Source organism: Carnobacterium pleistocenium FTR1 (assembly GCF_000744285.1).
GTDB classification, from domain to species: Bacteria; Bacillota; Bacilli; order Lactobacillales; family Carnobacteriaceae; genus Carnobacterium_B; species Carnobacterium_B pleistocenium.
In genome coordinates this window covers 1920889-1941804 of sequence record NZ_JQLQ01000002.1, presented here as the reverse complement: position 1 = coordinate 1941804, position 20916 = coordinate 1920889, and the positions used below count along the sequence as shown (strand labels likewise).

Below are 20916 nucleotides of genomic sequence, written 5' to 3'. Positions count from 1 at the left end.
GTGTGTGCTTTTGATTAATGAATCTTTTACTTACTATACCAAGTATGAGCCTTGGTTAAATTTAAAAATTCAAGAGTTTAACCAGTTGGGATATCATCAAATAGGTGAAGAAGATCTATGGAAGTATATTGTAAATATGTGTTGGAAAAAAAATGTCCCAGCTCATTACTATCAACAGATTAATGATATTATGAAGACTACGCCTAATCATTACTTAGACTATGCTGCAATAGAAGCACAAGTTTACAAAGTTACATCGCTTGATGATATGAATTTAGAAGATTTATTTTAAAAGGAATCAGATGAATTATTCTGATTCCTTTTGTTTACTGTTTTATGTGAATTTATTATTTTGTTTTTATAAATAGAATTTAATTATTTGCAATAAAAAAACGCCTTTAAACCTTTGTTTAAAGGCGTTTTAAATATTTTTTAATTAAATTCAATTTAGTGCTTTACAAAAAAAAGGAATTAGAGTATGCTTATTGTGAATTAGATAACAATATTAGGAGGAATTAATATGATGGAAGTTAATACTAAGGGAAAAATTAAAACTGGTAAAAAAAATAGTTTAAATAATCAAACTAGTGTAGCTGATGATATTGAACTTTTAGTTAATCAAGGAAAAGAAGCTCTAGGTATTCTAGAAACTTTTGATCAAGAGAAAATTGATTTTATTGTCCATCAAATGGCGATGGCAGGTTTAGACCAACATATGCCTCTAGCTAAAATGGCAGTAGAAGAAACTGGTAGAGGAATCTATGAAGATAAATGTATCAAAAATATGTTTGCAACAGAATCAATTTGGAATTCAATAAAAGATAATAAAACAGTAGGGATCATTAGTAGAGATAGCCAAACAGATTTAATAGAAGTAGCTACTCCGGTGGGTGTAGTATGCGGGGTCACACCGGTTACTAATCCAACGTCTACAACGATGTTCAAAGCGTTAATTGCTTTGAAAACGCGTAACCCAATCATTTTCTCTTTTCACCCAAGTGCTCAAAAGTGTTCTATAGCTGCAGCAAATACATTGAAAAAAGCAGCCATAAAAGCTGGAGCACCAGAAAATTGTATTCAATGGATCGAGAAACCTTCTTTAGAAGCAACCAGCGCCTTGATGCAACATCCAGGAATTGCTGTAGTATTAGCAACCGGAGGTTCAGCAATGGTTAAAGCGGCTTATTCAACAGGTAAACCAGCACTAGGTGTTGGACCAGGAAATGTTCCAAGCTACATCGAGAAATCTGCTAAAATCAAACGAGCAGTAAATGATATTATTGCCTCAAAAACATTTGATAATGGGATGATATGTGCTTCAGAGCAAGCAATTATTGTCGATAAAGAAATTTATACTGAAATAAAAGAAGAATTCAAACAACATAACATTTATTTTGCTAAACCAAATGAACTAGAAAAATTTGAAAACGCTGTAATGAATGAAGCAAAAATTGCTGTTAATCCCGGAATCGTAGGACAATCTCCATATGAAATTGCCGCATTAGCGGGTATAGAAATTCCCAAAGAAACAAAAATGATTATCGTAGAATTAAACGGCGTAGGTGCTGACTATCCATTATCTCGCGAAAAACTATCTCCAGTTCTAGCTATGATCAAAGCAGATTCTACTAAACATGCATTTGAACTTTCTCAACAAATGCTAGAATTAGGTGGGTTAGGTCATTCAGCAGCGATTCATACTCAAAATGATGCTCTAGCAGAAAAATTTGGGGAAGAAATGAAAGCTTGTCGTATTTTAGTTAACTCACCAACGGCTCAAGGAGGAATAGGTGACTTATACAATAACATGATTCCTTCATTAACATTAGGTTGTGGATCGTATGGGAAAAACTCAATTTCTAAAAATGTCACAGCTATTAACTTAATGAATATTAAAACAATTGCGAAACGGAGAAATAATATGCAGTGGTTTAAATTACCAGCAAAAATTTATTTTGAAAAAAATTCTCTTGCTTATTTACAAGAAATGGAAGACATTGAACGCGTATTTCTAGTATGTGATCCAGGCATGGTGAAATTTGGCTATGCAGATAAGGTTACACAAGAGTTAATGAAACGAAAAAATAAAGTTCAAGTTGAAATCTTTTCAGATGTTGAACCAAATCCATCTACTGATACTGTTAAAGCAGGAACAGAAGCAATGATTCATTTCCAACCAGACACCATTATTGCCATTGGTGGTGGTTCAGCAATGGATGCTGCTAAAGGAATGTGGTTGTTTTATGAAAAACCTGAAACGATTTTCTTTGGAGCTAAACAGAAATTTTTAGATATTCGAAAAAGAACGTATAAGATTCCCAATCTAACAAAAACACAATTTGTCTGCATACCAACTACCTCTGGTACAGGATCAGAAGTTACACCATTTGCAGTTATAACAGATAGTGAAACTCATGTGAAATACCCATTAGCAGACTATGCATTGACTCCTGATGTTGCAATAATCGATCCACAGTTTGTGATGAGTGTGCCAAAATCTGTAACAGCTGATACAGGGATGGATGTTTTAACGCATGCGATTGAATCATATGTTTCCGTTATGGCCAGTGATTACACAAAAGGTCTAAGCCTTCAAGCAGTCAAACTTGTATTTGAAAATCTACGCACATCTTATGAATATGCTACAGAAGAGTCTCGTGAAAAAATGCATAATGCGTCAACAATGGCTGGAATGGCATTTGCAAATGCGTTCTTAGGTATCAACCATTCGATTGCTCATAAAATTGGAGCTGCTTATAATATTCCTCATGGACGCACTAATGCAATATTGTTGCCTCATGTCGTTCGGTATAATGCTAAAGATCCTGCAAAACATGCTTTATTTCCAAAATACGAATACTTCCACGCACATGAAGATTATGCTGAAATAGCTAGATTTATGGGATTTAAAGGGAATACTACAGAAGAGTTAGTAGAATCTTTAGTCCAAGAAATCAATAATTTAGGTAAAGATGTTGGAATTACTATGAGTTTGAAAGGTCAAGGATTAAGTTCTGAAACATTACATGATACAGTTGATCATTTAGCTGAATTAGCTTTTGAAGATCAATGTACAACAGCAAATCCGAAACAACCTTTAATTAGTGAACTAAAACAAATCATCATTGAAGCATTTGAAGAAATTTAATAGAAAATAAAAAACGGAAACTAAGACTTGGTCCTAGTTTCCGTTTTTTTGTGTTGAATATTTGATTAATTTGCATTAAATACTTGTAATAACATTATTTTAAGGTATACTTTTAACGTAAGTTAGGTTAACCTAAAAAGGTAGGGGAAAATTATGACACCAAATAAAGAAGATTATTTAAAAATGGTTTATGAACTTGGTGAAACAACTAAAAAAGTAACAAACAAACAACTTGTTTCTGGCCTTAAAGTATCTGCGGCTTCTGTAAGTGAAATGATCACTAAGTTATTAAAAGAAGGATATGTTGGACATATTCCTTATAAAGGTATCCACTTAACAGAGGAGGGGCTCCAAAAAGCAAGTGCATTAGTAAGGAAACATCGACTTTGGGAGGTGTTTTTAGTAAATAACTTAGGTTACGCATGGAATGAAGTTCACCAAGAAGCTGAGGTGTTAGAGCATGTTACTTCTATTGAATTAACCAGACATTTAGATAAGTACTTAGATTTCCCAACAGTTTGTCCTCATGGAGGAATGATTCCAGCTGAGAAAGAAGTTGTTCATGAAAAATTTCTTTCGACTTTAGTAGATAAAGAAATTTATGATGTGGTTAAAATTAAAAGAGTAGCCGATGAAAAAGAACTACTTGATTATTTAGCTTCATTGGATGTCAACATAGGCGATAGATATAAAATTATTGATATAGGTGCTTATGAAGGACCCATAACGCTTGAAGCAGAAGGTAAGCAACTTGTAGTTAGTTACAAAGCAGCTACAAATATTTTTATTGAATCAGTATAGAAAGTAGGAGAAAGATGGACACAATTAAGCGCACTTTTTTCGGAGCACTGCTTATTGCATTAATTTTTTTAGCTGGTTGTTATAATTTTGATTCAGAACAGGCTTCGGATAAATTACAAGTTGTAGCCACAACGACTATGTTAACCGATTTATTAAAAGAAATAGGTGGGGAACATGTTGAAGTAAACGGATTGATGTCCGCTGGGGTAGATCCCCATTTATATAAAGCAAGTGCAAGAGATGTTATTTTTATGCAGTCTGCAGATTTAGTAGCCTATAGTGGACTAGAGCTTGAAGGGAAGATGGGCGAAATATTCCAAGGTCTTGAAAAACAGAAAAAAACAGTTATAGCGTTAGAAAATGGATTGAGTGAAAAAGATGTTATTTTCACTGGGGGAAACAGCAAAACGATTGACCCACATATTTGGTTTGATGTTGAGTTGTGGCAAAAAGCAGCTGTAGAAGTATCAAAGGGGTTGATTTCTGCGGATCCTGAAAATGAAATAAGTTATCAAGCAAACGTAGAAGCATATTTGCTCGAGTTAGAAGAGTTAGATCTATATGTAACCAATCGAGTAAACGAATTACCAGAAGAAAATCGTATATTAGTAACAGCTCATGATGCTTTCAGTTACTTTGGTAAAGGATATGGATTTAACGTTATTGGACTTCAAGGATTAAATACAAAAGCTGAAGCCGGAACAGGAGATATTAGCCAATTAGCGGATTTTATTGTAGAAAATGATATAAAAGCTATTTTTATTGAATCTTCTGTTCCAACAAGAACTATCGAATCTTTGCAAGCAGCTACAAAAGCAAAAGGTTTTGATGTTGAAATTGGTGGAGAACTTTATTCTGATTCGCTGGGAGATCAAGAAAATGATACAGAAACTTATATCAAAACGGTGAAGTCTAATGTAGATACCATTGTTGATGCGTTAAAATAAATCAAAGAGACTGGAGTGCATACCGTATGGAAATTGAACAAATAGAAAAAGAAACTGCAATACGATTAACTCAATTAACTGTAGCTTATGAAGCTCAACCAGTGTTGTGGAATGTTTCTTTTAGTATCCCTAAAGGAACATTGACTGCAATTGTTGGGCCAAATGGGGCCGGTAAATCTACACTTATCAAATCATTAATCAATTTAATCAAGCCCGTTGCTGGCGAAGTTGAATTTACTTTTGAGCAAACTAAAGATGAAAATTATGGGAAAAATAAAAATTTAGTTGCATATGTACCTCAAAACGGAAGCGTAGACTGGGATTTTCCAACAACGGTCTTAGACGTTGTTGTGATGGGAAGATATGGTCACTTAGGATGGTTTAAAAGACCTAAGAAGAGAGATAAAGCTTTAGCAAATGAGATGCTTATAAAAGTAGGTATGGCAGATTTTAAAAATAAACAAATCAGTCAATTATCTGGTGGACAAAGACAGCGTGTCTTTTTAGCTCGTGCATTAGTTCAAGAAGCAGAAATCTACTTAATGGACGAACCTTTTCAAGGTGTGGATGCCCAAACCGAAAAAATTATTATTCAATTATTAAAGGAATTGAAAACAGATGGGAAAACAATCGTCGTTGTTCACCATGATTTACAAACTGTTCCAGAATATTTTGATGAAGTTGTTTTAATCAATCGTGAATTGATTGGAAATGGACCAGTTGAAACAACCTTTACTAAAGAATTGATTGCTAAAACTTATCGCCAAAGTCAAACAAAACCATGGGAGGAAGAGTAAATGGATGTACTGAGTACTCTTTTCTTTGATTATACTTTTCAAGTAGTCGTTTTTGGTTCGAGTATTTTAGGCTTGTTGAGTGGCGTTATTGGAAGCTTTACAGTTTTACGCAAACAAAGTTTACTTGGAGATGCAGTTAGCCATGCAGCGCTACCAGGTATCTGTTTAGCTTTTATACTTACCTCGAATAAGCAAATGGAAATTCTTTTACTTGGGGCGCTTATTTCAGGTTTACTTGCTACTTGGTTAATCATGGTGATTGTTAAACATTCTAAAGTTAAATTCGATAGTGCATTAGCGCTGACAACGGCAATTTTCTTTGGTTTTGGTTTAGTATTGCTGACCTTTATCCAAAAAAGTCCAAACTCTAATCAAGCTGGTTTGGAAAGTTTTATTTTTGGACAATCGTCGACTCTGTTAGAGCGGGATGTGAGAATTATGTTCTTAGTAGGCGTAGTGCTCTTAATTTTAGTCGGTGTCTTCTGGAAAGAATTTAAATTAATGGCTTTTGATCAAACATTTGCTACTAGTATTGGACTACCAGTCTATTGGCTAAATAGTCTTTTAGCGACATTAACGGTAATTGTTATCGTAATGGGATTACAATCAGTTGGAGTTATCTTGATGAGTTCTCTTTTGATTGGACCGGCTGTAGCTGCCAGACAATGGACAAATCATTTATCTATTATGGTCGGATTGGCAGCATTATTTGGGGCTGTTTCCGGAATTGTTGGAACGATGATCAGTTCATTAGGCCAACAAATCCCAACGGGCCCAACAATTGTCTTAGTAATTAGTTTAATTGTGCTAGTCAGTATTCTGTTCTCTCCAAGTAGAGGAATTATTTGGAAAATGGTCAAAACTAAACAACGTAAAAAAGAATTTTCGATTCAATTAAAGAAAGGCGGATAAAGTATGAACCCTGTTTTTGAAATACAGCTCATTGCCGTTTTAGTTGCTGTTGCGTGTGCATTGCCAGGTGTCTTCCTAGTAATACGTGGGATGGCTATGATGGCAGATGCCATCACTCATACGATTTTATTGGGCATTGTTGTAGCTTTCTTCATTACCCAAGATTTAAATTCGCCGTTTCTGATTTTAGGTGCTGCATTTGTAGGGATTCTTACAGTTTGGTTGACTGAATTGATCCATCAAACAAAATTGTTAGATAAAGATGCTTCTATTGGAATTATTTTCCCATTGTTGTTTAGTATAGCCATTATTTTGATAACCCGCTATGCTGGGGATGTCCATTTAGATACAGATTCAGTGTTATTGGGGGAACTAGCTTTTGCTCCTTTCGACCGAATGATTTTATTTGGAATTGATGTTGGCCCACAAGCAGTGTATTCAATGTCTATTATACTCGTTATACTGCTACTGTTTATTGGTTTTTTCTATAAAGAACTTAAACTGACCTCATTTGACTCTTTGTTAGCAGCATCATTAGGTTTTTCACCAATTTTACTGCATTATGCATTGATGTCTTTAGTATCAGTTACAGCGGTAGGGGCTTTTGAAGCAGTTGGATCAATACTAGTAGTAGCCTTTATGGTGGGACCTCCAGTTTCAGCGTATCTTTTGACAAATCGATTAAGTTACATGTTAGGAATTAGTGCTGCTTTAGGAGCGTTTAATAGCTTAATCGGTTTTCAATTATCTATGTACTTTGATGTCTCTATCGCGGGTATGATTGCAGTTGTCACTGGTTTAACATTTGCAATAATTTTTGTGTTTTCTCCCAAGAATGGCTTTATTAATGAACTGCATCGTAAAAAAAGACAGCAGAAAATATTGAAAAAAGCATTGAAAAATCATTTAAACTAAAAATTGTTTTTGAAGGAGCTGAGAGAATTACTTCAGCTTCTTCTTTGTGTTCACTAACAAATTTAGACTCTAGGTCAAAAGGTATGGATGATTCAAGATAAAACTTCTTCTGGAATGTATGAGTTTGCTTGTGGAGCCATGGTACCGTCTGTAAGCCTAAGGTCTTACAGACTTTCAAGCCTCAAATAAAAACGTATTCTTGCTAAAGCGCCAACGGTTTGTAATTCGCATTGAATCCAATGCATGGCTACAAGCAACCCTATTCCGCCAGAATTTTTGTATGAGTCATTAATTGAATTATTTATGCACACCAAAAATTCTAGAGCCCAAGTTTAGATACGCTCTAAAATGAATTTGAGGTAACTCTATTTGTAACTTTACTGACTAGAAATCTTGATTCAGAATATGTGTTCCCTTATAATAGAGTGAAGGAGGTGGAAAAGGATGGACATTGGTGTAGTAAGATTTGATGAACCAAAAAGAGACACAACCAGGAAAATCATACACATTGACATGGACGCTTTTTTTGCCTCAGTCGAAGAACGAGAGAATCCAGATTTAAAAGGAAAACCTGTGATAATTGCTCGACATCCAAAAGAAACAGGTGGAAAAGGAGTTGTCGCAACAGCAAATTACGAGGCTCGTAAATTTGGTGTCCATTCTGCAATGAGCGCTCAAAAAGCATTTGAATTATGTCCGCATGGAAATTTTATTTCTGGACATTATGAGTTATATCGAGAGGTATCAGCACAAGTTCGTGCGATATTTGAGAGATATACGGATATTATTGAACCACTTTCTTTAGATGAGGCTTACCTAGATGTTACTGAGAATAAAAAAAAATTATCAAGTGCAACTTACATTGCTAAACTCATTCAAAGAGATATCTGGCAAGAAGTACATTTAACTAGTTCAGCTGGAGTATCATACAATAAATTTATTGCTAAACTTGCTTCTGATTACCATAAACCTGCTGGAATAACAGTTATTCCTCCTGATAAAGCCTTAGCTTTTCTACGGGAGCTACCCATTGAAAAATTTTATGGAGTAGGGAAAAAGACAGTTGAGAAAATGCATGAAGCAGCTATTTATACAGGGGAAGACTTGTACCAAAAAAATGAAATGGAATTGATTCAAGAATTTAAAAGAATGGGATATTCTCTTTACCGGAAAGTTAGAGGAATAGATAATTCTCCAGTTCAAGTAAGTCGTGAAAGGAAATCGGTTGGTAGAGAATTGACTTATGGCAAAAATCTGACAACAGTACAAGAAACTTTAAGCGAATTAAGATTCATCGCAAATAAAGTCCAACTATCTCTTCAAAAGAATCAAAAGCACGGAAAAACGGTCGTGTTAAAAGTACGCTATTCTAATTTTGAAACGGTGACAAAACGGATAACATTGCCTAATTATGTTAAAGATAGTGAGGAAATCTTTTTTCATGCTCAAAATCTTTGGGATGAAATTGGAATAATGGATAGAGGTATACGATTATTAGGCATTACAGTCACCAATTTGGATCCATTAGCTTACGAAAATATTATTTTGCCTTTATGGGACAAAGAGATTAGTTATTAAATAGTGTTACATAACACCATCAATTGCAATCTCTTTTTCTCAACGGTATAATAAATAGTATCTGTGTTACCTTATTTTGACGATGAAAGGGGAACAAAAATATGAAAATTTCTTGGCACGGTCAGTCTTGCGTACAAATACAGACAAATTCAGGAGTTACTATTTTGATTGATCCTTTTATAACTGGAAATCCTAACAGTGATTTAGATCCTAATACGGTTGAAGCTGATGTGATCTTTTTGACACATGCACATAATGATCATATTGGTGATACAGAACCTATCGCAAAAAGAACAGGAGCATTAATTGTTGCAAATGTAGAAATTGCATCATTTTTTGAAAAGAAAGGTTTAAAAACTCATGGTATGCAAATGGGTGGCAAACATCAATTTGATTTTGGAGAAGTTAAAATGACTCAAGCTATTCACGGTTCTTCTTATGAAATAGAGGGAGAAGCAATCACTTTAGGACTAGCTGCGGGAATTATCTTTAGTGCGGATGGACAAACGATTTATCATGCGGGAGATACCGCTTTGTTTACTGATATGAAGTTAATTGGAGCGTATAAAGCTATAGACGTGGCCTTTTTACCTATTGGAGATAATTTCACTATGGGACCAGAAGATGCAACTATTGCTGCAAGTTATGTCCAAGCAAAGAAAGCTGTCCCAATTCATTACAATACCTTCCCGTTAATTAAACAGAATGCTGAAGAATTTTGCATAAGTTTACCTGAAGAGCAAGGACTAGCATTAGAAATAGGCGAAATATTTGATGTGTCTAATGTATAGTATGGAGGTAAATGAATGGCTACAAAACATGATCAAATCATAACCTATATTGAAACCTTACCAGTCGGGGAAAAAATTTCAGTTCGATCAATTGCAAAAAATTTGAGTGTGAGTGAAGGAACGGCTTATCGAGCTATTAAAGAGGCTCAAACGAATGGATTAGTTTCAACGATTCAAAGAGTCGGAACCATTCGTATTGAACGTAAAATAAAAGAAACTTTTGAAGTGTTAACCTATGGAGAAGTTGTGAAAATTATTGATGGCGATATCTTAGGTGGTGAAGAAGGGCTAGATAAAGATCTAAGTAAGTTTATTATTGGTGCCATGACAGAAGAAGCAATGGTTCGTTATATTACACCAGGTTCTTTAATGATTGTAGGAAATCGTGAAAATGTACAAAAAATAGCTCTTGAACATGGTGCTGCAGTGTTAATCACTGGTGGTTTTAACACAAATAAAGAAATTATTTTATTAGCGAATAAATTGAAAATGCCCGTGTTAAGGACAACATATGATTCTTTTACTGTAGCAACCTTGATCAATAGAGCAATCACAGACCAACTGATCAAAAAAGAAATTATGTTGGTGGATGATATTTATACCAAGGCTGATCAAACGCTTTATTTAACAGCCAATCAATTAGTATTAGACTATCGGGAACTGAATAATCAAAGTCAGCATACACGATTTCCAGTAGTAAATAAAAAAGGTCGTTTAATAGGAATGGTCACTGCTAAGGACATTATTGGCAAACAGGATCATGTAAGTATCGAACGAGTGATGACAAAAAATCCTACATTTGCAAAAGTGCATATGAGTGTTGCAAGTGTTGGACACTTAATGATTTGGGATGGTTTAGAAGTTATCCCTATCGTTGAAGATAATTTAATGCTTATTGGTATCGTTTCAAGGCAGGATGTTATGAAATCCATGCAATCCTCTCAACATCAACCACAAATGGGAGATACATTATCTGATCAAATCAATGAGAATATAGAAATTTCAACATCTTCTTCAAAATTAGATTCTTCTGAAATTCCTTATTATAAGTTTAAAGTTACACCTCAAATGACCGATAATGTTGGAACACTTTCATTTGGATTATTAAGTGAAGTCATCACTACTGTAGCAAAAAATACTTTGGTTGTTTTTCAAAAAAAGAATGCCATACTTGAACAAATGAATCTATATTATTTGAAATTGGTTCAACTTGGCAGTGAAATAGAAATCAGACCACGTGTTTTCGAAATAGGTAGAAGGACTGCAAAATTAGATATTGAAGTTTATACAGATACTGTTTTAGTAGCGAAAGCGACAGTAGTCTGCCAATTGATGCAAAAAAGCTAAAGGGGAAAAATAATGACGATAAGACTATATAATCAAATATTTGAAGCAATTAAAGAATCGGAAACGGTTATTATTCATAGACATAAAAATCCCGATCCAGATGCTCTTGGATCTCAAGGGGGACTGGCAGAAATATTAAAAGCTAGTTTTCCAACTAAAAAAGTGTTAAAAGCAGGTGGTCCAGTAGGTGATTTGAATTATTTAACTGAAATGGATGACGTTCCAGATGAAGCTTATCAGGAAGCTTTAGTTATTGTGACGGATACTGCAAATACACCGCGTATCAGTGATGAAAGATACAGCCAAGGTAAAATTTTAATCAAAATGGATCACCATCCTAATGATGATGATTATGGAGATATTACTGTAGTGAATACGAAAGCCAGTAGCTCAAGTGAAATTATTGCAGATTTTTGTTTTCATTATAAAAATGAATTAATAATGACGACTAAAGCTGCTGAGTTATTGTATGCGGGTATTGTCGGAGATACTGGCCGATTTTTATATCCAGCTACCACATCTAAAACGATGCGTATCGTGGCTGATTTAATGGAATTTCCTTTTAAACCTGATGAAATCAATCGTAAAATGACTGCAATGTCTCGAAAAGTAGCTCAATTATCTGGATATGTTTTACAAAACATAGATATTCATGCTTCGGGTGTAGGTAAAGTTATTTTGACTAAAGCTATTATGGAACAATTTGGCGTCAAAGATGCCGAAACTTCTGCAATCGTTTCTTTACCTAGTACACTGGAAGAAGTTGTTTTGTGGGGGATATTCGTTGAACAACCAGATGGTCGTTTCCGTTGTCGATTACGTTCTAAAGGTCCCATTATTAATGAAGTAGCAAAAAAACATGATGGCGGAGGCCATCCACTAGCGAGTGGCGCCAACGCCAAGGATTTACTTGAAGTAAATCAAATTATTCAGCAATTGATTCAAGTAGCTGAGCAAAGTTAAAGAAAGTCAAAGCAGAATAGTGAAAAAATGTTAAATGTAAAAGAGCACCGCGCTGAATTAGCGCGGTGCTCTTTTACATTTTTAGAAATAAGTTAATTTATTTCATTCATAGCGACTTGCGGAGTTTTCTTTAAGATATCAATGACTTCAAGTGTTCCATTACCAGCTTTGATAACTATAAAAATATGATTATTAAAGGTTAGTTCTTCGCCGATAGAAATATCATATTTTTGATTCATCATCCAGCCACCGATGGTATCGACATCTTCTTCTTCAATAGAAAGACCAAAAATATCATTTACATCATCAATCAACATTCTTGCACTCACACGATAATGATGGTCGCCAATTTTTTTGATTTCTGGCTCACCGACAACTTCATAGTCATCACTAATATCGCCAACAATTTCTTCAACAATATCTTCCATTGAAATAATACCGCTGGTTCCACCGTATTCATCAACAAGAACGGCGATTTGATTCCGTTCTTTTTGCATTTTAACTAGAAGTTCTTTAATAGGAATGGTCTCAATAACAGAAATAATGGGTCTAATGTACTCTGCAAAGCTAAACGTCTCAGACAATTTTGCTTCGACAGCGTCCACATAGACAGCAAAAATTTCTTTTGTATTTATGATCCCTAATACAATATCTTTGTCGCCATCTTTGATTACCGGATAACGGGTAAAGCGTTCTTTACTAACTAATTGAGCTATTTCTCTTAGAGTCATTGATGTTGATACGGTTACCATTTCCGTACGAGGTACCATGATTTCACGACTCATTCGATCGTCAAATGCAAATACGTTTTCTACAAATTGATATTCATCACGATTAATTTCGCCACTTTTTAGACTTTCTCCCATAATTATGCGAAGCTCTTCTTCAGAAACACCTTCTTCAGGCTCGCTGATGTTTTTCATACCAATTCGACGTGAAATACTATTTGCGACACGATTCAATAAATATACTAAAGGATACATGATACGGTACCATGCCTGTAAAGGCTTGGCAATAAAGAGCCCAATTTGTTCTGTCTTATTAATTGCAATATTTTTAGGTACCAGTTCTCCAATAATAACTTGAAGAGAAGTTAGAATGGTAAAAGATAAAATAATGGAAGCAATTGTTGAAGCAGAAGATGGAATAGAAAAAGATGAAAACATAAGATCGAATAAGCGACCAAAAGTAGGATCTCCTAACCAACCAATTGCTAATGAAGTTATCGTCACACCCAGTTGGGTAGCTGAGAGATAAGTATCTAATTTTTGTGTCATTTTTTTTAATAGAATAGCTCGTTTATCGCCATTTTCAATTAAGTAATCCAATCTTGACGGACGAATACGGACTAGTACAAATTCCGACATTACGAATAGTGATGCGAGAAATAAAATAATAAAGAATACAATGATTCCAGTTGTAATTGACAAATTGTTGTCTACGTTGAAGTGATAACGTAGACTTCACCTCCTTGTAATATGGTTTCTAATGATATTTAGTGATGTTTGGTTTTCATACAAAGAGCATTTCAATTATTAAACCGTAAATTCCACAGGATGAGGATAAGTACAAAGTTGAAAGGAACCAAAAGAACTAGCATTAAAAATTAGACTATTCTTTTGATAAACTAATCCCCCTATTTTATTTTCTGTCCCAAGTTCTCACCTCATCCTTAATTATTAAACTTAGATCAAACAATAAATCTGCTTTTTCATTTTAACAAAGTCTTTAACTTTACTCTACATCAATATGGTAAAATGATAAAGAAAAATGTATAAAAAACTAAGTAAATTATTTGATTTTAAACATGCCCTCCTTAAGTAGGATGTGTCTTTAATATTTTTTTGATACACTAAGTAAAACTAAGGTCAATTTAAAAAATTACTATTAAGGAATGAATGCGAATGAATGAATCCCCTTTTTTAACTAAGATAAAAAGAAACTTGCTTGTTTTTTGGAAATGGGTGAAACCTTATCTGATAAAGTTTCATCAAAAACGGCAACGATTTTGGAAAAGATATCATGTTAATAAACTAATTTTTTTAGTTATGTTAACTATGGCTTTAGTAGCCAGTACGTATTTATTATTTTTAGCAAAAACTGCAAACGTTTCTACGCTAAAAGCAGGTTTGGAACAAACAACGACGATTTATGATGTCAATAACGAAGAAGCCGGGACACTTTATTCACAAAAGGGGACCTTTGTTTCGATTGATAATATATCTGAATCTATTGAAAAATCTGTTATTTCAACTGAGGATAAACGCTTTTATAAACACTCAGGTTTTGACCCAATTGGGATTGCAAGGGCGGCCGTTGGGTATGTTATTAATGGAGGGAATATCGTTGGTGGCGGGAGCACGATTACCCAACAATTAGCTAAAAATGCTTATTTGACATTAGATCAAACCTTTATTCGTAAATTAAAAGAACTCTTTTTAGCTATTGAAATTGAAAAAGTCTATACTAAAGATGAAATTTTAGAAATGTACCTTAATAATTCGTACTTTGGAAATGGAGTATGGGGGGTAGAGGACGCTTCGCAAAAATATTTTGGAAAATCTGCAGTTGATACTACTTTATCAGAAGCGGCAACAATAGCTGGGATGTTAAAAGCTCCTACAAATTATAATCCTATTGATAATTATGATGCGGCTATTTCTCGAAGAAATACGGTACTGGACTTAATGGGGACAAATGAAATTGTGCCCTTAGAAGAAGTCGATGCAATAAAAGCTACAGGACTAACATTAGTAGATGCCTATTCGGGAAAAGAGGGGTATCAATACCCTTCTTACTTTGATGCTGTACTGAGTGAGGCCATCTACACATACGGTTTAAGTGAAGAAGAAGTCTTAAATAAAGGATATAAAGTTTATACTTCATTAAATCAAGATTACCAACGTGCGATGGATGAGTCTTATGAAAATAATTATTTATTTCAAAATGCAGAAGATGGGACAATTTTAGAGAGCGGTTCTGTGGCGTTAGACCCAAAAACAGGCGGAGTTTTTGCGATATATGGAGGACGAAAAGAGCATACATTTAGAGGGTTTAATTATGCTACACAAACAGTCAGACAGCCTGGTTCTATCATGAAGCCTTTAGCTGTTTATACTGAGGCTCTAGAACAAGGATACACGATTGATTCAATGCTTGTTGATGAGCCGATTTCATATGGTGAAGATAACTATACTCCTGAAAATTTTGACTATCAATATGAAGGAGAAGTCCCTATGTATCAAGCATTGGCAGAGAGCAAAAATACCTCTGCCGTATGGCTTCTAAATGAAATTGGATTAGATAATGGATTTAAAAAAGTTGAAGAATTCGGAATACCTCTTGTTGAAGGTGCTGAAGGAGATGGCTACTTAGGGTTAGCATTGGGAGGCTTAAGTAAAGGCGTATCCCCACTTCAGATGGCGAGTGCTTATACAACTTTCGCTAATGAGGGAGTCATGAGTGAAGGGCATTTCATTACTAAAATCGTTGATGCTACAGGTGCTGTCATTGCTGACAACACGGAACCCGAAAAGAAAAAAGTTACTACTCCAGAAGTGGCAGATCAAATGACGAGTATGTTGATGGGAGTATTTTCAAATGGGACAGCACGAAACAATAATCCATCAGGTTACACAATAGCCGGTAAAACTGGGAGTACTGAGGTAACCTTTAATGACGAAGGTGGTACAACCGATCAATGGACAGTGGGTTACACCCCTGATATTGTAATCACGACTTGGATGGGATTTGATCCAACGGATGAGGAGCATTATATGGAAACAGGTAGCTCTACAGGTGTCGGTCCATTGTTTAAAATACAAATGGAAAATATTTTACCTTATACAGAGTTGACATCTTTTAATACAGAAAGTGCTGCAGAAATTATTGCTGCAGAAGAAAAAAATGAAGTGGATTCTGGTGATTGGAAGCAAGAAATAAAAGATACAGTTGATTCATTAGGCGGTAAAGTAAAAGAAAAATCAGATATTTTGAAGGATAAAATTGGGAATTTATTCAATGGCTTTAAAAATAAAGTAACACAATAAATAGTAAAATTCAGATGATTTAGCCGAGAATATTGGAAAAAAAGTGTGTGAAATGATATAATAATTAAGATGAAAACAAAAATTTGAATTGGAGTGTGAATTTTATTATGAGTACAAATATCTATGATACAGCTAACAGTTTAGAAAAAGAATTAAGAGATAGCGAGGAGTACATTACATTAGTGGCCGCTTTTAATGAAGTAAAAAAAGATGAAGCAGCTAGCAAAATGTATCATGAATTCCAAGAAGTTCAAATGAAATTGCAACAAAAGCAAATGTCAGGAGAACAAATTACTGAAGATGAAATTGCTGAAGCTCAACAATTAGCGCAAACTTCTGGTGATAATGAAGTTATTAAAGATTTAATGGAATCTGAACAACGGTTAAGTACGTTGATTGAAGATTTAAATCGAATCATTATGAAACCTGTTCAAGATGTTTATCAAGCATAATGATAGATGATTAAAAAGAACTCACTATTATGAAAGAGTAGTGAGTTCTTTTTTTCTGACATTAATGGAACATATGTGCCCTTTAAAATAGAACGTACAAGGAAGGAGATAAAAGACTAAAATGGTTAAGTTTATTCATGCAGCTGATTTACATTTGGACAGTCCTTTTATTGGTTTAAAGGGTTTGCCTGATTTTATTTGGAATGCTATTTATTTATCTACATTTTCTGCTTTAACCAGTATTGTAGATAGTGCAATTAAAAAAAATGTAGATTTTGTTTGTCTAGTTGGAGATATTTATGATAATGATGAACGAAGTGTTAAAGCACAAGCCTATTTACGAAATGAAATGGAAAGGCTGAACGAATTAAAAATACCCGTATATCTATTGCATGGCAATCATGATTACATCGAAAATACGGGATTACATTTAGATATGCCGGATAATGTTATTTTATTTAATGAACAAGTAGAAACAAAATGGCTTATGACTAAGGGAAATGAACAAATAGCTATTACCGGCTTTAGTTATGATAAAAGATGGATTCTTGAAAGAAAAATCAATGATTATCCAGAAAAACATCCTCAAGCGACTTATCATATAGGATTACTGCATGGCTTTTCAGAAGGTCTAGATTCAGAACATGGAAATTATGCTCCGTTTACACTTTCAGAGTTAAGAAGTAAGAAGTATGATTATTGGGCTTTAGGTCATATTCATAAACGACACCATTTAGCTGAAAACCCTCCTATTATCTATCCTGGAAATACTCAAGGAAGAAGCAGTAAAGAAAGTGGAGAAAAAGGATTTGAATTAGTAAATTTAGCTGAATCAGGTGTACTAACTGAATTTTGCTCTACCGCAGCCATTCAATGGAAGACTATTGAACTCTCTGTTAAGGAAATGAAAAATTTAGATGAGGTTTATAAAGCTTTAAAAACAACTATTGAAGAACAAAAAAATGAAAAATATAGCCTTTTTCTTTCGATTCGTTTAATAGACAGCGAATGTTTGCTTGAAGGAGTTGTAAAAAAAATCCAGCAAGGTGAAATAGTAGAAGCTTTACAGCAAATTTCGAAAACAGAAACTTTCGTCTGGGTTCACAAGATAGAATTACAAATGAAAATTGAAAATCATATACCTGCTATTCAAAAGCTTTTTCCAGAACAATGGGCTAAAGTACAAAGTGAAATTGAAAAAGAAAATCTATTTAACGAATCAACTAATGCACTTTTTGATTTCCCAGGGATTGAAGAAGTTGTAGAAACACGTGAAGAACACTATCGAAAAAAAATAGTGCTAGAAGCTATAGAATTGGTTCGTAACCAACTAGGATTTGAAAGAAGTGATGATCTTGAAGATTGAATCAATTGAAATATATGGCTATGGAAAATGGGTAGATCACAAAATTGAAAATATAACTAATTTGCAATTATTTTATGGTGAAAATGAAGCAGGAAAAACTACAATCATGTCGTTTATTCATAGTATTCTTTTTGGATTTCCTTCTAAGATAAGTTCCGAGCTGAGGTACGAGCCTAAAAGCAGCAGTCAGTATGGCGGAAGGCTCTTTTTGACTGGAACTCAATATGGAGATGTTCAAATTGAACGTGTAAGAGGAAAAGCTAACGGAAACGTGACAATAACTTTTGCTAGCGGTGAAACGGGCGGAGAAGACTTTCTGGAAAAGATTTTATCTGGACTTGATAAAGCAACCTATCAAGCTTTATTCTCTTTTAATTTAACTGGACTGCAAAAAGTACAACAGTTAAATCGTGAAAAATTAAATCGCTACTTTTTAAGTGTAGGAACAATTGGAAATGAACAGTTATTAAAGGTTGCAGATAAGTTCCAAGTAGAAGCAAGCAAGTTGTTTAAACCTAATGGGCGCGTAACTATTATCAATAAAAAAATGGCAGAAGTTGAAGCGAAAAGAAAACAGATGAAATTAGCTAAAGAAAAAAATAGTCAGTATATGAATTGGTTGCTTGAAAAGGATAACTTAGAAAAAGAGTTAATTAGTTTTAAAGAACAACAAACTCATTATGAAGATAAATTAGTTAAGTTAAACCAATTAGAAAATAACTGGGTCCTTTTTAGTGAAATGCAAGATATTCAGCAGCAAATAAAGAAAGAACATTCAGTTGAATTGCCTAAAGATGGATTGTATCAGCTGAACCATTACAATCAAGAAATAAATCAACTAAAATTAACCATTAACCAACAACAAGAAAAGCTGAATTATCTTAACAACAAGACTGAAGAGACCCGGTCTTTAAAAATCTTTATTGAACATAGGGATAAAATTACTCAGTTAATGGATCAGTTAGATGATATCCAAGCAACGTTACAAGAGGTAGGGTTTATTAAAGAAACCCTTTCAGAGACTGAATATCAATTTTTACGTGAAAAGCAACAACTGGGGCTACAGGAGCTACAAGATATACCTGCTGTTATAACAGTGGAGAGTCGAAATAAATTAAATGAATTACACGATAAACAAAATCAAATTAATTTATGTGAAAAACAATTAATCGAACGTATAGCGTTTTTGAATTTTCAACAAGAATCCTTAGGGGATCAACTTGATAAATTGGAAAAACGACTTTGGAATAATCAAACCTACCAAGAAGTAAACGATCAGTTAGAAAAGAGCAATTTTAATCAGTTTGCGGATACTAAGGTAGCAAAGAAAAGGATAAATTCATTCAGCAAGAAAAACCTTGTTAGCTTAATAGGTGGACTACTCTTAAGTGCGTTAGGTCAATATCTTTCTAATGAAATTGGCTTACTACTCATAGTTATTGGTTTGGGATCAGCTTTTTATAGTATATGGTCAATGATTAAGAAAAGAAAGATTGTAAGTAAAAAAGAAGAAATCAAAGAATATCCATATTCGTTTGAAGAATATATCCAGCAAACGGAGATCCGAAAACAATGGAGAGAAAAACTTGCAGAAATCGATCAAGTGATTCTTGAATTAAATGAAAAACAGTCTCAAAGTGAAAAAGCCAATAGCCAAAAATCGATTATTGAACAAGAATTTCAGTTATTAAAACGAGAATATGGTTACCCATTACATTATCTGATAAAAGAATTAGTAGAAAAAGTTGATATTTTTGAAGGAATAAGAGAGAAAGCTAACAGTATACAGGAGAAACAAAAACAGTTAAGAAAAAAAGAAGAAAGAGTTGCCATGTGGAAAGAGGAAATTAGTTACTTGGAACCTGTTATTTTTGTTGACTGGACTAACCACGAACAATTGATTGAGGGAATAAAACATTTTTTCAAAGAAGTTACAGCTGATGAAGAAAAAATTAAAAATCTTGCAAAGCAGCAAAAAGCAGTTCATCAATATATTGAGCAATTCATTATGCAACAAAAAGAATTTGAACAAAAGCGTATACATCTTTTACATTCTATTAAAGTTAAAACAGAAGAAGAATTTCGCAAGAAATATGTATTAAGTGAAGAATTAACAATAAAAATTGCTCGATTAAATTTATTAGAGCAGCAGGTTGGCGAATACAGCGAATTGCTTGAAACCTATCGTGATAAGGCTGCCTTACTGGAAAGTATTCAAGGTATAAAGATAAAATTTAAACATTTAAAGGAAGCAATCGAAAGTACCTTAAACAAAAAAATTAAAATAGAAGTTGCTTTGAAAAATTTAGAAGTTGGTGGAGAGTATTCAGAATTGCTGCAAGAATATGCCAATTTAAAAAGTGAAACACAAATTCTAGTTGATGAATGGACCGTATACAAGATAGCGGCTGAACTTATTGAACGTACATTAACTAAAGCCAGAAAAGATCGTTTCCCAGCCACTATTCGAGACACTGCATATTTTTTCAATACTTTAACAAAAGGTAACTATGAAAATGTTTTTTTGAAAGATCAGACAATCACGGTTCAAAGAAAAGACGGTACTTTATTTGAAGCTTTTGAACTATCTCAAGCAACAGCTGAACAACTCTATGTTGCTTTGCGTTTTTCATTTGTAAAAAATGCCAATGACCTAATTCAACTCCCGTTATTAGTTGATGATGGTTTCGTGAATTTTGATCGACAACGTAAAAAAGAAATGTATCAACTATTAGAGCAAATTAGTGAAGACGTACAAGTGTTTTATTTTACATTTGATGAATCAGTTACAGATGTTTTTCGAAAAGAACAAGTAGAAATGTTATAATAAAGAAAAGTAGTGAATAGAAA

General features: G+C 33.9%; 16 protein-coding genes. 15 read left to right on the top strand and 1 reads right to left on the bottom strand.

Annotated elements, in window-relative coordinates:
• The first annotated feature begins 10 nt into the window (after positions 1–10).
• The 11 genes from BP17_RS09515 to BP17_RS09465 all read left to right on the top strand — a co-directional run bounded on the left by BP17_RS09515 (position 11) and on the right by BP17_RS09465 (position 12199).
• On the top strand, positions 11–292 hold the full coding sequence (locus tag BP17_RS09515; RefSeq protein ID WP_035053848.1) for a post-transcriptional regulator: 282 nt from the start codon (positions 11–13) through the stop codon (positions 290–292).
• A 231-nt stretch (positions 293–523) separates the two neighbouring features.
• Positions 524–3148: a bifunctional acetaldehyde-CoA/alcohol dehydrogenase gene (gene adhE, locus BP17_RS09510; RefSeq protein WP_408605797.1), complete on the top strand. Its 2625-nt coding sequence runs from the start codon at positions 524–526 to the stop codon at positions 3146–3148.
• A gap of 153 nt (positions 3149–3301) precedes the next feature.
• Positions 3302–3949 (top strand): metal-dependent transcriptional regulator, encoded by a 648-nt coding sequence (locus BP17_RS09505; RefSeq protein ID WP_035053844.1) that lies wholly within the window; start codon positions 3302–3304, stop codon positions 3947–3949.
• A 14-nt stretch (positions 3950–3963) separates the two neighbouring features.
• Positions 3964–4896, top strand: a complete 933-nt coding sequence (locus BP17_RS09500; protein WP_035053842.1) for a metal ABC transporter solute-binding protein, Zn/Mn family — start codon at positions 3964–3966, stop codon at positions 4894–4896.
• Positions 4897–4922: 26 nt separating this feature from the next.
• Positions 4923–5693, top strand: coding sequence for a metal ABC transporter ATP-binding protein (locus tag BP17_RS09495; RefSeq protein ID WP_035053840.1), 771 nt, complete (start codon positions 4923–4925; stop codon positions 5691–5693).
• The gene (locus tag BP17_RS09490; protein ID WP_035053838.1) at positions 5694–6605 is read left to right on the top strand and encodes a metal ABC transporter permease; all 912 of its coding nucleotides are present in this window, start codon (positions 5694–5696) and stop codon (positions 6603–6605) included.
• 3 nt (positions 6606–6608) lie between these two features.
• Positions 6609–7520, top strand: coding sequence for a metal ABC transporter permease (locus BP17_RS09485; protein WP_035053837.1), 912 nt, complete (start codon positions 6609–6611; stop codon positions 7518–7520).
• Between the two features lie 444 nt (positions 7521–7964).
• Positions 7965–9098, top strand: coding sequence for a DNA polymerase IV (gene dinB, locus BP17_RS09480; RefSeq protein ID WP_035053836.1), 1134 nt, complete (start codon positions 7965–7967; stop codon positions 9096–9098).
• A 101-nt stretch (positions 9099–9199) separates the two neighbouring features.
• Positions 9200–9889, top strand: coding sequence for a metal-dependent hydrolase (locus BP17_RS09475; RefSeq protein WP_035053835.1), 690 nt, complete (start codon positions 9200–9202; stop codon positions 9887–9889).
• Positions 9890–9904: 15 nt separating this feature from the next.
• Positions 9905–11236: a DRTGG domain-containing protein gene (locus BP17_RS09470; protein WP_035053834.1), complete on the top strand. Its 1332-nt coding sequence runs from the start codon at positions 9905–9907 to the stop codon at positions 11234–11236.
• Between the two features lie 18 nt (positions 11237–11254).
• Entirely contained in the window at positions 11255–12199 is a 945-nt protein-coding gene (locus BP17_RS09465; RefSeq protein ID WP_408605796.1) for a DHH family phosphoesterase, read from the top strand.
• 92 nt (positions 12200–12291) lie between these two features.
• Here BP17_RS09465 and BP17_RS09460 read toward each other — a convergent pair whose 3' ends face one another.
• A complete protein-coding gene (locus BP17_RS09460) occupies positions 12292–13629 on the bottom strand; it encodes a hemolysin family protein (protein ID WP_035053832.1) in 1338 nt (445 codons plus the stop codon).
• Between the two features lie 474 nt (positions 13630–14103).
• Between BP17_RS09460 and BP17_RS09455 the strand changes: the two genes are divergently transcribed.
• From BP17_RS09455 to BP17_RS09440, 4 genes are all read left to right on the top strand, one after another.
• Complete coding sequence (locus tag BP17_RS09455) at positions 14104–16248, top strand: PBP1A family penicillin-binding protein (RefSeq protein WP_035053831.1); 2145 nt, start codon at positions 14104–14106, stop codon at positions 16246–16248.
• A 107-nt stretch (positions 16249–16355) separates the two neighbouring features.
• On the top strand, positions 16356–16700 hold the full coding sequence (locus tag BP17_RS09450) for a YlbF family regulator (protein WP_035053830.1): 345 nt from the start codon (positions 16356–16358) through the stop codon (positions 16698–16700).
• 121 nt (positions 16701–16821) lie between these two features.
• Positions 16822–18066, top strand: coding sequence for a metallophosphoesterase family protein (locus BP17_RS09445; RefSeq protein ID WP_035053829.1), 1245 nt, complete (start codon positions 16822–16824; stop codon positions 18064–18066).
• Entirely contained in the window at positions 18050–20893 is a 2844-nt protein-coding gene (locus tag BP17_RS09440; protein ID WP_051910516.1) for an ATP-binding protein, read from the top strand. The genes BP17_RS09445 and BP17_RS09440 overlap by 17 nt, the downstream gene beginning before the upstream one ends.
• Positions 20894–20916: the final 23 nt, after the last annotated feature.